This is a genomic window from Streptomyces sp. NPDC050759 (genome assembly GCF_044456945.1).
Classification (GTDB): Bacteria; Actinomycetota; Actinomycetes; order Streptomycetales; family Streptomycetaceae; genus Streptomyces.
Genome location: NZ_JBITGI010000019.1, coordinates 38,335 through 51,413 on the forward strand (window position 1 = coordinate 38,335; position 13,079 = coordinate 51,413).

Below are 13,079 nucleotides of genomic sequence, written 5' to 3' on the forward strand. Positions count from 1 at the left end.
CCCGGAGGGCCGGAGGCCGGGGCCCGGAGGGCCGGAGGCCGGGGCCCGGAGGGCCGGAGGCCGGGGCCCGGAGGGCCGGAGGCCGGGGCCCGGAGGGCCGGAGGCCGGGGCCCGGAGGCGGGAGCCCGGAGCCCGGAGGCGGGAGCCCGGAGCCCGGAGGCCGGGAGGTCGGGGCCGGGAGGCCGGAGGCCGGGGCCCGGAGGCGGGAGCCCGGAGCCCGGAGGCGGGAGCCCGGAGGCGGGAGCCCGGAGGCGGGAGCCCGGAGCCCGGAGGCGGGAGCCCGGAGCCCGGAGGCGGGAGCCCGGAGGCGGGAGCCCGGAGGCCGGGGCCGGGAGGTCGGGGCCCGGAGGCCGGGGCCGGGAGCCCCGGAGCCCGGAGGGGAAGTCACATCCGTGACACGTTTCGCTCATACACCAGCCGCAACCCCACCAGCGTCAACCACGGCTCATGCTCGTCGATCACCGACGACTCCCCCAGCACCATCGGCGCCAGTCCACCCGTGGCGATCACCGTCACCTCGTCCGGATCGTCCGCGAGCTCCCGGGCCATCCGGCTCACGACCCCGTCGACCTGCCCGGCGAAGCCGTACACGATCCCGGACTGCATCGCCTCGACCGTGTTCTTGCCGATCACGCTCCGGGGCCGGGCCACCTCAATCTTCCGCAGCTGTGCCCCCTTCACGCCGAGCGCCTCCACGGAGATCTCGATACCGGGCGCGATGACCCCGCCGACGTACTCCCCGCGCGCGGACACCGCGTCGAACGTCGTTGCCGTGCCGAAGTCCACGACGATCGCCGGCCCGCCGAACAGCTCGACGGCGGCCACCGCGTTGATGATCCGGTCCGCCCCGACCTCCTTGGGGTTGTCGGTGAGGATCGGCACCCCCGTCTTCACCCCGGGCTCGACCAGCACGGCCGGCACGTCGCCGTAGTACCGCCGCGTCACCTCACGCAGCTCGTGCAGCACGGACGGCACGGTCGCGCAGATCGCGATCCCGTCGATCCCGTCACCCAGTTCGTCGCCGAGGAGCGGATGCATGCCCATCAGCCCCTGCAGCAGTACCGCCAGCTCGTCCGCCGTCCGGCGCGCGTCCGTGGAGATCCGCCAGTGCTCGACGATGTCCTCGCCGTCGAACAGCCCGAGGACGGTGTGCGTGTTGCCTACGTCGATCGTGAGGAGCATCGCGACTACTCCGCCTCGCGCAGATCGAGGCCGATGTCGAGGATCGGCGAGGAGTGGGTGAGCGCCCCGACCGCGAGGTAGTCGACGCCGGTGTCGGCGTACGCGCGCGCGTTGTCCAGCGTCAGCCGCCCGGAGGCCTCCAGCGCGGCCCGCCCGTGCACGACCGCGACCGCCTCCTCGCACTCCCCGGGCGTGAAGTTGTCCAGCAGGATCAGATCGGCGCCCGCGTCCACGACCTCCCGCAGCTGGTGCAGCGTGTCGACCTCGACCTCGATCGGAACGTCCGGGAAGGCCTCCCGTACCGCCTTGAAGGCCGATGCGACGCCACCGGCGGCGACCACGTGGTTGTCCTTCACCAGCGCCGCGTCGGACAGCGACATCCGATGGTTGACCCCGCCCCCGCACCGCACGGCGAACTTCTCCAGCGACCTGAGCCCCGGAGTCGTCTTCCTGGTGTCACGCACGCGTGCCTTGGTGCCCTCCAGTGCGTCCGCCCACGCGCGCGTGGCGGTCGCGATGCCCGAGAGCCGGCACAGCAGGTTGAGCGCGCTGCGCTCGGCGGTGAGGAGGTCACGCGTGCGTGTGGTGACCGACAGGAGCTTCTGTCCGGCCTCCACCCGGTCGCCGTCCTCCACGTGCCGCTCGACCTCGAACTCGTCCTCGCAGACCACCGAGACGACCGCCTCGGCGACCCTGAGGCCGGCCACGACGCCCGCCTCCCGCGCGACGAAGTCGGCGGTGGCGACGGCGTCCTCGGGGATGGTCGCGACGGTCGTCACGTCCACGCCGTGGTCGAGGTCCTCCTGGATGGCGACGTTGGCGATGTCCTCGACCTCCACGGGGTCGAGTCCGGCGTCGGCCAGGAGCTGCGCGAGCGCGGGGTCGAGCCCGCACTCCAGGTATTCCTCGTCGGGTACGTCGGAGGCGGCGCCACAGGCGCAGCCGTCGCCGCAGCCGCCGGACGAGGCGAGGGGAAGGTCGTCGGTGCTCACTGCTGTCACTGCTCCTGAAGGGGCTGCCGGGTCGGGGGGAAGTCTGCGGTATCGGTGGTGTGTACGGCGAGGGTCCGGTCGGGATTGAGCCGTACGACGATGTGGCGGCGCCATGCCGTGTCGTCCCGGTCGGGCTCGTCCTCGCGCCAGTGGCAGCCGCGCGTCTCCTCGCGCAGCAGGGCGGCGGCGACCAGGACACGGGCCACGCACAGGAGGTTGGTGGCCTCCCAGGTGTCGACCCCGGGCTCGGCCGTCTTGCCGTTCTCGGCGAGGGCGTCACGGGCGTCGGAGTGCAGCTGCTGCAGGAGGTCGGCGGCCTTGGACAGGGACTCGGCCGAGCGCAGCACTCCCGCGCCCTGGGTCATGATCCGCTGGATCGCGAACCGCGCCTCGGGCGCGAGCAGGGGATGCGCGGGCCTCTCGGGGCGCTCGACGGGGGCGGGCACGCGCGCGTGGAGCCCGGCGCGGCTCGCCACGATGTCGACGGCGATGCGCTCGGCGTAGACCAGTCCCTCCAGGAGGGAGTTGGAGGCGAGCCGGTTCGCGCCGTGCACGCCGGTGCAGGCGACCTCGCCGCACGCGTACAGGCCCGGGACGGTCGTACGCCCCTGGGAGTCGGTGCGCACGCCGCCGGAGGCGTAGTGGGCGGCCGGCGCGATCGGGATGGGCTCGGCGATCGGGTCGATGCCGTGGGCGCGGCAGGCGGCGAGGATCGTCGGGAAGCGGTGCTCCCACATGTCGGCGCCGAAGTGCCGGGCGTCGAGGAACATGTGCTCGGCGTCCTGCTCCTGCATGCGCCGCGTGATGCCCTTGGCGACGATGTCGCGGGGCGCGAGTTCGGCCAGTTCGTGCTGGCCGACCATGAAGCGCACGCCGTCCGCGTCGACCAGGTGGGCGCCCTCGCCGCGTACCGCCTCGGAGACCAGGGGCTGCTGACCTTCCGCGTCCGCACCCAGGAACAGCACGGTCGGGTGGAACTGGACGAATTCGAGGTCCGAGACCTCTGCACCGGCCCGCAGGGCGAGCGCCACGCCGTCGCCGGTCGACACGGACGGGTTGGTGGTCGCGGAGAACACCTGGCCCATGCCGCCGGTGGCGAGGACGACCGCGGGGGCGTGCACGGCGCCCACGCCGTCGTGCTGGCCCTCGCCCATGACGTGCAGGGTGACGCCCGCCGTCCGGCCGTGCGCGTCCGTCAGCAGGTCGAGCACGAGCGCGTTCTCGATGGTGCGCAGTCCCCGCGCGCGTACGGCCTCGACGAGCGCCCGGGAGATCTCCGCGCCGGTGGCGTCACCGCCCGCATGCGCGATCCGGCGGCGGTGGTGGCCGCCCTCCCGGGTGAGCGCCAGGTCGCCCTCTTCGGACTCGTCGAAGTGCGCGCCGGTCGCGATCAGGCGGCGTACGGCGTCGGGTCCCTCGGTGACGAGGATCCGTACGGCTTCCTCGTCGCACAGGCCCGCGCCCGCCACCAGCGTGTCGTCCAGGTGCTGTTCGGGGGTGTCGCCCTCGCCGAGGGCCGCGGCGATGCCGCCCTGCGCCCAGCGGGTGGAGCCGTCGTCGAGGCGGGCCTTGGTGACGACGACGGTCCTGAGGCCCTCGGCCTCGCAGCGCAGGGCCGCGGTGAGGCCGGCGACGCCGGAGCCGACGACCACGACGTCCGCGTCGATGGACCACCCGGGCGCGGGCGCGTGCAGTCGTATGCCTGTGCTGGTCACGAGGCGGCTCCGAAGGTCAGGGGGATGTTGTCGATCAGCCGGGTCGTCCCCACCCGGGCGGCGACGGCGAGGACGGCCTCGCCGGTGAAGTCGTCCTCGATCTCGGTGAAGTCGGACGGGTCGACGAGCGCGAGGTAGTCCAGGGCCAGCGGCGGGTCCTGGCGCGCGGCGTCGTCGAGGATCAGGCGGGCGGCCGCGCGGACGGCCGAGGGCGCACCGGGGAGTGCTTTGGCGACGGCGTGCGCGTCGGCGGCCGCGCGGGACTCGCCGAGGGCGCTCAGAGCCTCGGCACGCGCGTGTGTGGCGGGCACTTCGCGGGCCCGGGCGCGCAGCGCCTCCTGTGCCGCGTGCCGGTCGCGGCCGGCGAACAGGGCGCGGGAGAGCGCGAGTGCCGTGCGCCGTTCCTGCGGGCCGAGGTAGCGGTTGCGGCTGGACAGGGCCAGGCCGTCGTCCTCGCGCACGGTGGGCACGCCGACGATCTCGACGCCGAAGTTCAGGTCGCGCACCATCCGGCGGATCAGAGCGAGCTGCTGGGCGTCCTTCTGGCCGTAGAGGGCGATGTCGGGGCGGGTGAGGTGCAGCAGCTTGGCGACGACGGTGAGCATGCCGTCGAAGTGGCCGGGACGCGAGGCGCCCTCCAGGCGCTCTCCCATCGGGCCCGCGCTGATGCGCACCTGGGGCTCGCCGCCGGGGTAGACCTCGTCGACGGAGGGTGCGAAGACGGCGTCCGCGCCGGAGTCCTCGGCGATCTTGAGGTCGGCGTCCAGGGTGCGCGGGTAGCGGTCGAGGTCCTCGCCCGCGCCGAACTGGAGGGGGTTCACGAAGACGGTGACGACGACCTCGCCGTCGGGTCCGGCGATCTCGCGCGCGGTGCGGACGAGGGTGGCGTGCCCCTCGTGCAGGGCGCCCATGGTCATCACGACGGCGCGGCGGCCCACGCGTGCGCGTGCGTGCAGCTCACCGGCGGTGCGCAGCAGGGTCGTGGTCATCGGGCGTCTCCCTCGGAGCCGTTGGTCCCCGTGGCGAGTACCCCGAGGAGGTCCTCGGCGAGCTCCGGCTTCAGCAGTCCGTGGGCGAGCGCCCGGTCGGCGGTCGCGCGGGCCATCGCGAGATAGCCCGCGACGGTCTGCGGGGCGTGCCTGCGCAGCTCCGTGACGTGCGCGGCGACCGTGCCGGCGTCCCCGCGCGCGACGGGTCCGGTGAGGGCCGCGTCGCCGGAGCGCAGGGCGTTGTCGAGGGCGGCGCCGAGCAGCGGGCCGAGCATCCGGTCCGGGGCCGCGACGCCGGCCGAGCGCAGCAGCTCCATGGCCTGGGCGACCAGCGTGACCAGGTGGTTGGCGCCGAGGGCGAGGGCCGCGTGGTACAGCGGCCGTTTCTCCTCGTCGATCCACTCGGGCTCGCCGCCCATCTCGATGACGAGGGCCTCGGCGGCCAGCCGCAGCTCCTCGGGGGCGGTGACGCCGAAGGAGCAGCCGGCCAGGCGCTGGACGTCCACGGGGGTGCCCGTGAAGGTCATCGCCGGGTGCAGGGCCAGCGGCAGCGCGCCCGCACGCAGGGCGGGGTTCAGGACCTTCGCGCCGTACCGTCCGGAGGTGTGCACGAGCAGCTGCCCCGGCCGCACGGCACCGGTCTCGGCGAGTCCCTCGACGAGACCGGGCAGGGTGTCGTCGGGGACGGTCAGCAGCACCAGGTCGGCGCGCTGCAGGACGTCCTCGGGGGTGACGACCGGGACGTCCGGGAGCATCAGCGCGGCCCGCCGCCGGGAGGCGTCGGAGACCCCGGAGACGGCCACCGGCCGGTGCCCGGCGAGTTGGAGGGACGCGGCGAGCGTCGGCCCCACCCGGCCGGCGCCGACGACACCGACGGTGAGCCGCGCGGGGCGGTCCTTGTGGTCTGGCTGTTGGGCTGTAGTCACGCGACGGCGGCCTTCCCGTTCCAGTCCGCATCTGGGTACCGGACGATTTCTCGTCATGTTAACGCGATCGGTTCGAGGGGCGTCCGGTTGTCCACAGGCTGTGGGGTTCCGTGTGGGCCGGGGAGTGCGGAAATCCGTGTGCCCGTACCCGGGGCGCACGAGATGATCCGGGCATGAGCGACGCAGCGGAGCAGAGCGCGGGGCAGGCGGCGGACGAGGCACGACCGGAGCAGGGCACCGACGGGGCGCAACCGGAGCAGCCCACGGAGGCGGAACGGCTTCTGCGCCGCCGCGCACGGCGCATCAGCGCGTACCGGAGCGCGAAGCGCACGCTGGCGCGCCAGGGGTTGCTCGCACCCCTCCGCGAGCGCATGTCGCTGCTCGACGGGGCGGACGCGGTCTACGACCTGGACGAGCCGTCCGACCTCTACGGGAACGGCATCGTCGAGGCCCTGGAGGAGAAGGTCGCGGGACTCCTCGGCAAGGAGGCCGCCGCGTTCTTCCCGACCGGCACGATGGCCCAGCAGGTGGCGCTGCGCTGCTGGGCGGGCCGCACCGGCAACCCCACCGTCGCCCTGCACGCCCTGGCCCATCCCGAGGTGCACGAGCGCGACGCCTTCCGGGAGGTCTCCGGTCTGCGCCCGGTCCATGTGACGAGCGAGCCGCGGCAGCCCACGGCCGAGGAGATACGCGGATTCGAGGAACCCTTCGGGGCGCTGATGCTGGAACTGCCCCTGAGGGACGCCGGTTTCGTGCTGCCCACCTGGGATGAGCTCACCGAGGTCGTGGAGGCGGCTCGTGAGCGCGACGCCGTGGTGCACTTCGACGGGGCGCGCCTGTGGGAGACCACCGTCCACTTCGGCCGCCCCCTGGCCGAGATCGCGGACCTCGCGGACAGCGTGTACGTGTCGTTCTACAAGTCCCTCGAAGCCTTCGGCGGGGCCGCACTCGCCGGCCCGAAGACCCTGATCGACGAGGCGAAGACCTGGCGGCACCGGTACGGCGGCGCGGTCTTCCAGCAGTTCCCGACCGTCCTGTCGGCCCTCGCCGGACTGGAGCGGGAGCTGCCCAGGCTGCCCGAGTACGTCACCCACGCGCGCGTGGTGGCCGCCGCGCTGCGCGAGGGGCTCGCGGAGGCCGGGGTGCCGTGGGCGCGGATCCACCCCGAGGTGCCGCACACCTTCGACTTCCAGGTCTGGCTGCCGTACGGCGTCGACGAGCTCTCCGAGGCGGCGATCCGACAGTCGGAGGAGACGGGGACGGCCCTGTTCATCCACCCCTGGGACGAGAAGGGCCCCGGCCTGTCCATGACCGAGGTCTACGTCCGTGGCGCGGCCCTGGAGTGGACGGCGACGGACGTGAAGACGGCGGCCGCAGACTTCGTCGCCCGGCTGCGGGAGGTCAGCGGCTAGTGGGTCGACGGCCGGGCGTCCGGGTCATGGCCGGCGGCCAGCGGCTCGACGGCTCGGTGGCCGGGCGGCCGGGCGGCTGGGCGGCTGGGCGGCTGGGTCAGGCCAGCAGCCAGCGGCTCGACGCCTCGGTGGCTGGGTCAGGCCAGCAGCCAGCGGCTCGACGCCTCGGTGGCTGGGTCAGGGCCAGCGGCTCGACGGCTGGGTCAGGGCCGGCGGTGCAGCCACCGGCGCAGTGCGTGCCGTATCCGCCCCCGGGTCGGCCGCCCCGCCAGGACCGCCGGGAACCGGCGGTGTTCGCACAGTTCGCGCGCGACCCGCACGGCCCGCACGGCCCTCGCGCCGGGCGCCGGGCGCCGGGCGCCCGGCGGGACGGGGCTGCCGATACCCCGGGCCGCGCCGCAAGCGACAGCCGCGTCGCGTCGGTTGACGGTCGCCGTCAATCGAGGACGGCGTTGTCAGTGGCGGCGTGCACCATGTGGACATGAGCGTGCGCATCGACATCGCGGGGCTGCGGCCGGAGAGGGTCGCCGTCGTGCCCTCGCCGTTGGCCGAGCTCGGCATGGCGCTGCACGCGCTGGCCGAACCGGGGCACCATCCGGGACTGCAGGCCTGGGTGACCGGCGTGACCGCCCGGCTCGACCCGCATCTGGCCGACCGGATGTGCGAGGCGGACTTCCTGTGGCGGACGACGTTCTCGGACCTGTTCATGCCCTTCGCCGGCATCGCGGGCCGGACCACGCTCCCCGGGGCCTCCATCGCCGAGGATCTGGACCTGCTCGACAAGCTGACGGACGAGCAGTTCGTGGACGCGGCCCTGGAGTTCACCTGCGCGTTGCCGTATTGCTCGCACGGCCCGAGTGCGCTCTCCGACGGCGCGTTGCACCGGCGTGCCCTGGAACTGGCCGCGTCGCGCGGACCGCGACAGGTGCGGTTCGCCGAGCGGCTGCTGGCCGACCCGCCGCGGATCCGGGCCTGGTTCCGGCAGTTCGTCCAGGACTGCGACGAGGCGTTCTTCGCGGACACCTGGTCGCGACTGCGCCACCAGCTCGCGGCGGACGCCCGCCACAAGACGGACCTGCTGCGCCGCAAGGGCCTCGCGGAGGCGCTCACCGCGGTGTCGTCGGCGGTCACGCTCGACGAGGCGGAGGGCCGCATCACGGTCGACAAGCTCGGCATCGGACACAGCGCCACAGCGGAGGGCGGTCTGCTGCTGATCCCCACGAGCCTGGGCTGGCCGCACCTGAGCGTCCTGCACCGGTACGGCTGGCAGCCCGCCCTGCACTACCCCGTCGGCTCCCCCGAGCTCGCCTCCCCGCCCTCGGTCGAGCAGCTGACGCTGCGGCTCACCGCGCTCTCCCACCCCGTCCGGATGCGACTGTGCCGCCATCTGGCCCGCAGCGCCTACACCACGAGCGAGCTCGCCCAGGTGCACGGCATGACCGCCCCGGAGATATCCCGGCACCTGAGCGTCCTGAAGAAGGCGGGCCTGATCACCACCCGCCGCCGCGGCCGGTACGTCCTGCACCAGCTGGACGTCACCGTGGTGGCGCGGCTCGGCAGCGACTTCCTGGAAGGGATATTGAGGTAGCCCCCGGCCGGGCCGTGGCTCAGCCGTGCCCGCCCGCGCGCACCAGCCCCGTCTCGTAGGCGAGGACCACCACCTGCACCCGGTCCCTGAGACCCAGCTTGGTCAGGATGCGGCCGACATGGGTCTTCACCGTCGCCTCGGACAGCACCAGCCGGGCCGCGATCTCGCCGTTGGAGAGCCCCTGGGCGACCAGCACCATGACCTCACGCTCGCGACCGGTGAGCCGCTCCAGCTCCTTGTGCTGGGGCTCCTTGCCGGTGGCGGGCAGCATGGGCGCGAACCGGTCGAGCAGGCGCCGGGTCGTCGAGGGGGCGACCACGGCGTCGCCGCTGTGCACGGAACGGATCGCGGTGAGCAGTTCGCCGGGCGGCACGTCCTTGAGCATGAAGCCGGAGGCGCCCGCCTTCAGCCCGGAGAAGGCGTACTCGTCCAGGTCGAAGGTGGTCAGGATCAGCACCTTCGGCGGTTCGGGCTCCGAACAGATGCGGCGGGTGGCCTCCACACCGTCGAGCTTCGGCATGCGGACGTCCATCAGGACGACGTCCACGGCGGTCGCGCGCAGCACCTGGAGTGCCTCCACGCCGTCCCCCGCCTCCGCGACGACCTCCATGTCCGGCTGGGCTGCGAGCACCATCCGGAACCCGGTGCGCAGCAGCACCTGGTCATCGACGAGCATCACGCGGATCGTCATCGGGCCTCTTCCGTTTCCTCGGGGTCGTACGGCAGGTCGCCAGGGGGCGTGACAGGTGTCAACAGGGGGCGTGCGTCGGTGTCAGTGCGCTGGTTTGAGCGGCAGCAGCGCACTGATGCGGAATCCTCCGCCGGGGCGGGGACCCGCGTCCAGGGTGCCGCCGACCATGCCGACGCGCTCGCGCATGCCGATCAGTCCGTGGCCCGCGCCGTCGGCGCCGCCCTCCTCGTACAGCTCGTGCGGAGCGCCCTTGCCGTCGTCCTCGACGAGCAGGCCGAGGCCGTCGTCGAAGTAGACCAGGCGCACGCTCGCGCCCGCGTTCGGGCCGCCGTGCTTGCGCGTGTTGGTGAGCGCCTCCTGCACGATGCGGTACGCCGTGAGTTCGACGCCGCTGGGCAGCGGGCGCGGAGTGCCCTCGATCTTGAAGTCGACGGGGAGGCCGGAGCCGCGGCACTGCTCGACGAGGTCCTCGATCTGCTCGACGTCGGGCTGCGGGACGTACTCGCCGCCCTCCTGGTGCTCGCCGGTACGCAGCACGCCCAGCAGGCGGCGCATCTCGGCGAGGGCCTGGCGGCCGGTGGAGGAGATGGTCTCCAGGGCCTTCTTGGCCTGGTCGGGCGCGGCGTCGAGGACATAGGCGGCGCCGTCGGCCTGGACGACCATGACGGACACGTTGTGGGCGACGACATCGTGCAGCTCGCGGGCGATCCGGGCGCGCTCGGCGGCGACGGCCACCTTCGCCTGCGCCTCGCGCTCCTTCTCCAGGCGCGCATTGCGCTCCTCCAGCTGCGCGAAATAGGCGCGCCGGGTGCGGATCGAGTCGCCGAGCACCCAGGCCAGGGCGAACGGCACGGTCTGGAAGATCATGAGGGCGACATTGCCGAGGCCGCTGGTGTTCTCGTTCCACCAGCGCATCTGCGCCACGGGAGCCGCGCACAGGCCGACCGTCAGCGCCAGCCGGGAGGCCCAGCGGGCGCCCGTGGCGGCCACCGTGTAGACGATCACCAGGAAGGCGAAGTCGGCGCTCGTGGTCTCCACGTCCAGCGCGAGTTGCACCACGCCGAGCCCGATGGCCAGCAGCAGCATGCGCTCCGGCATGCGCCTGCGCAACGCTGTCACCAGGCACAACAGCAGGACAATCGGAATGATCGCCAACGGGGGCTCGGCCCCTTGGGACTCCCCCCGGGCGGTTTCGCTCGCGAGCGAGATCCCGAGCAGGACGACGGCCCAGAAGACGTCGACCCCTGTCGGGTGCCTGCGGAGGAAGTCATAGAGGCGCTGCACGTAACCCAGCGTAGGGAAGCGTGATGTGTGCAGGGGTCAACCGGAGGACCGATCCGTACCGTCCGCGCGTACTCCCCAAGGTGGAGGCCCCCTTCGCCTGGGCGCCTAGCCTGACGACGTGAGCGATGACACGACGGCCGGGCCGACGGACGACTGGAGCGGCTGGCGGGCCGCCACCGAGGCCGCCCTCTACGGTCCTGACGGCTTCTACCGCAGGCCGGAGGGCCCTGCCGGGCACTTCCGTACGTCCGTGCACGCCTCGCCGGTGTTCGCCGAGGCCGTGGCCCGGCTGCTGTGCCGCATCGACGAGGCGCTGGGGCGGCCCGCACGGCTCGACTTCGTCGACATGGCCGCGGGGCGCGGCGAGTTGGCCACCGGCGTCCTCGCCGCCCTGCCCGCCGACGTGGCCGCCCGCACGCGCGCGTACGCCGTCGAGATCGCCGGCCGCCCCGAGGCCCTCGATCACCGGATCGAGTGGCTGACCGGGCCCCCCGAGAACATCACCGGGCTGCTGTTCGCCAACGAATGGCTGGACAACATACCCGTGGAGATCGCCGAGACGGACCCCTCGGGCGTCCCACGACGGGTGCTCGTACGGCGGGACGGTCGCGAGCGTCTCGGGGAACAGGTCGCCGGTGCGGAGGCCGAGTGGCTGGGCCGGTGGTGGCCGCTGCCGCCCGAGGAGGGGCTGCGGGCCGAGATCGGCCTGCCCCGGGACAAGGCGTGGGCATCGGCGGTCGCCGCGCTGGAGCGGGGGCTCGCGGTCGCCGTCGACTACGCGCACACGGCATCCTCACGCCCCCTGTTCGGGACGCTCACCGGTTTCCGTGAAGGGCGCGAGACGGCCCCCGTACCGGACGGGTCGTGCGACCTCACGGCCCATGTGGCGTTGGACGCGTGCGCGCTCCCCGGAGGGCGTGTGCTGACCCAACGCGACGCGCTGCGCACCCTGGGCCTCGTCGGCGCACGCCCCCCGCTCACGCTCGCGTCCACGCGGCCCGCGGAGTACGTACGCGCCCTCGCGCGTGCCGGAGAGGCCGCCGAGCTCACCGCGGCGGGCGGCCTCGGCGACTTCGGCTGGCTGCTCCAGCCCGTGGGCCTGTCTGCCGGAATTCCGGACGCGCCCCTCGGCGGGCCGCTCGCCGACCTACTTGTCGATGTCCCCGACCACGAAGAACAGTGAGCCCAGGATCGCCACCATGTCCGCGACCAGCGTGCCCGGCAACAGCTCGACCAGGGCCTGGATGTTGTTGTACGAGGCCGAGCGCAGCTTCAGCCGGTACGGGGTCTTCTCGCCCTTGCTGACGAGGTAGTAGCCGTTGATGCCGAGCGGGTTCTCGGTCCACGCGTACGTGTGCCCCTCGGGTGCCTTCAGGACCTTGGGCAGCCGCTGGTTGATCGGTCCGGGCGGCAGCTCGGCGAGCCGGTCCAGGCAGGCGTCGGCGAGGTCGAGGGCGTTGTGGGTCTGCTCCAGGAGGACCTCGAAGCGGGCGAGGCAGTCGCCCTCCTCGCGCGTGACCACCTTCAGCGTGTCCTGGAGCTCTCCGTAGCCGAGGTACGGCTCGTCGCGGCGCAGGTCGAAGTCGACGCCCGAGGCCCGCGCGATGGGCCCGCTGACGCCGTACGCGTGGACGGCCCGGGGCGCGAGGACGCCCACGCCCCGGGTGCGGCCCCGGAAGATCTCGTTGCCGACGACCAGGTCGTCGAAGCGGTCCATGCGCGAGCGCACGGCGGAGACGGCGCCGCGCGCGCGTGTGGACCAGCCGGCCGGCAGGTCCTCCTTGAGGCCGCCGACGCGGTTGAACATGTAGTGCATCCGGCCGCCGGAGACCTCCTCCATGACGTTCTGGAGGACCTCCCGCTCCCGGAACGCGTAGAAGACCGGGGTGATGCCGCCGAGCTCCAGCGGATACGAGCCCAGGAACATCAGGTGGTTCAGCACCCGGTTGAGCTCGGCGAGCAGCGTGCGCGTCCACACCGCGCGCGTGGGGACCTCCATGCCGAGCATCCGCTCCACGGCGAGAACCACGCCCAGCTCGTTGGAGAAGGCCGACAGCCAGTCGTGGCGGTTGGCGAGCATGATGATCTGGCGGTAGTCGCGCGCCTCGAAGAGCTTCTCCGCGCCGCGGTGCATATAGCCGATCACCGGCTCCGCGCTCATGATGCGCTCGCCGTCCAGGACGAGCCTCAGGCGCAGCACACCATGGGTGGACGGGTGCTGCGGTCCGATGTTGAGCACCATGTCGGTGCTCTCCGCGGCGCCGCCGATGCCGACCGTGGTCTCCGTCGTAGGAGTCATG

At 73.3% G+C, this 13,079-nt stretch carries 11 protein-coding genes; 3 read left to right on the forward strand and 8 right to left on the reverse strand.

Annotated features, from left to right (window positions below; translation table 11 throughout):
- Window positions 1–384: 384 nt before the first annotated feature.
- The 5 genes from ACIBJB_RS39230 to ACIBJB_RS39250 are packed head-to-tail and all read right to left on the reverse strand — an operon-like array spanning window position 385 to window position 5,804.
- Window positions 385–1,182, reverse strand: coding sequence for a type III pantothenate kinase (locus ACIBJB_RS39230; protein WP_307077806.1), 798 nt, complete (start codon window positions 1,180–1,182; stop codon window positions 385–387).
- A gap of 5 nt (window positions 1,183–1,187) precedes the next feature.
- Complete coding sequence (gene nadC, locus ACIBJB_RS39235; RefSeq protein ID WP_398938297.1) at window positions 1,188–2,174, reverse strand: carboxylating nicotinate-nucleotide diphosphorylase; 987 nt, start codon at window positions 2,172–2,174, stop codon at window positions 1,188–1,190.
- 5 nt (window positions 2,175–2,179) lie between these two features.
- Window positions 2,180–3,889, reverse strand: coding sequence for an L-aspartate oxidase (locus tag ACIBJB_RS39240; RefSeq protein WP_398938299.1), 1,710 nt, complete (start codon window positions 3,887–3,889; stop codon window positions 2,180–2,182).
- Window positions 3,886–4,878: a pantoate--beta-alanine ligase gene (gene panC, locus ACIBJB_RS39245; protein WP_398938301.1), complete on the reverse strand. Its 993-nt coding sequence runs from the start codon at window positions 4,876–4,878 to the stop codon at window positions 3,886–3,888. The genes ACIBJB_RS39240 and panC overlap by 4 nt, the downstream gene beginning before the upstream one ends.
- Window positions 4,875–5,804, reverse strand: a complete 930-nt coding sequence (locus tag ACIBJB_RS39250) for a Rossmann-like and DUF2520 domain-containing protein (protein WP_398938303.1) — start codon at window positions 5,802–5,804, stop codon at window positions 4,875–4,877. The genes panC and ACIBJB_RS39250 overlap by 4 nt, the downstream gene beginning before the upstream one ends.
- 173 nt (window positions 5,805–5,977) lie before the next feature.
- On the opposite strand from ACIBJB_RS39250, the gene ACIBJB_RS39255 reads away from it, so the two are divergent.
- Together ACIBJB_RS39255 and ACIBJB_RS39260 are read left to right on the forward strand one after the other, a co-directional pair.
- Entirely contained in the window at window positions 5,978–7,216 is a 1,239-nt protein-coding gene (locus tag ACIBJB_RS39255) for a threonine aldolase family protein (protein WP_398938305.1), read from the forward strand.
- A 481-nt stretch (window positions 7,217–7,697) separates the two neighbouring features.
- On the forward strand, window positions 7,698–8,804 hold the full coding sequence (locus ACIBJB_RS39260) for a DUF5937 family protein (protein ID WP_398938307.1): 1,107 nt from the start codon (window positions 7,698–7,700) through the stop codon (window positions 8,802–8,804).
- 19 nt (window positions 8,805–8,823) lie between these two features.
- Here ACIBJB_RS39260 and ACIBJB_RS39265 read toward each other — a convergent pair whose 3' ends face one another.
- Together ACIBJB_RS39265 and ACIBJB_RS39270 are read right to left on the reverse strand one after the other, a co-directional pair.
- Entirely contained in the window at window positions 8,824–9,495 is a 672-nt protein-coding gene (locus ACIBJB_RS39265) for a response regulator transcription factor (RefSeq protein ID WP_359384789.1), read from the reverse strand.
- 81 nt (window positions 9,496–9,576) lie between these two features.
- A complete protein-coding gene (locus tag ACIBJB_RS39270) occupies window positions 9,577–10,779 on the reverse strand; it encodes a sensor histidine kinase (RefSeq protein WP_398938309.1) in 1,203 nt (400 codons plus the stop codon).
- Between the two features lie 118 nt (window positions 10,780–10,897).
- Here ACIBJB_RS39270 and ACIBJB_RS39275 point away from each other — a divergent pair, with 118 nt between their 5' ends.
- The gene (locus ACIBJB_RS39275; RefSeq protein WP_398938311.1) at window positions 10,898–11,962 is read left to right on the forward strand and encodes an SAM-dependent methyltransferase; all 1,065 of its coding nucleotides are present in this window, start codon (window positions 10,898–10,900) and stop codon (window positions 11,960–11,962) included.
- Here the strand turns inward: ACIBJB_RS39275 and ACIBJB_RS39280 are convergent.
- Entirely contained in the window at window positions 11,927–13,078 is a 1,152-nt protein-coding gene (locus tag ACIBJB_RS39280) for an NADH-quinone oxidoreductase subunit D (protein ID WP_398938313.1), read from the reverse strand. The two genes, ACIBJB_RS39275 and ACIBJB_RS39280, sit on opposite strands and share 36 nt — an antisense overlap.
- Window position 13,079: the final 1 nt, after the last annotated feature.

Coding starts and splice junctions, on each gene's coding strand:
- panC (WP_398938301.1), bottom strand. CDS start 4,878: ATGACCACGACCCTGCTGCGCACCGCCGGTGAGCTGCACGCACGCGCA.
- ACIBJB_RS39280 (WP_398938313.1), bottom strand. CDS start 13,078: ATGACTCCTACGACGGAGACCACGGTCGGCATCGGCGGCGCCGCGGAG.
- ACIBJB_RS39265 (WP_359384789.1), bottom strand. CDS start 9,495: ATGACGATCCGCGTGATGCTCGTCGATGACCAGGTGCTGCTGCGCACC.
- ACIBJB_RS39260 (WP_398938307.1), top strand. CDS start 7,698: ATGAGCGTGCGCATCGACATCGCGGGGCTGCGGCCGGAGAGGGTCGCC.
- ACIBJB_RS39230 (WP_307077806.1), bottom strand. CDS start 1,182: ATGCTCCTCACGATCGACGTAGGCAACACGCACACCGTCCTCGGGCTG.
- ACIBJB_RS39255 (WP_398938305.1), top strand. CDS start 5,978: ATGAGCGACGCAGCGGAGCAGAGCGCGGGGCAGGCGGCGGACGAGGCA.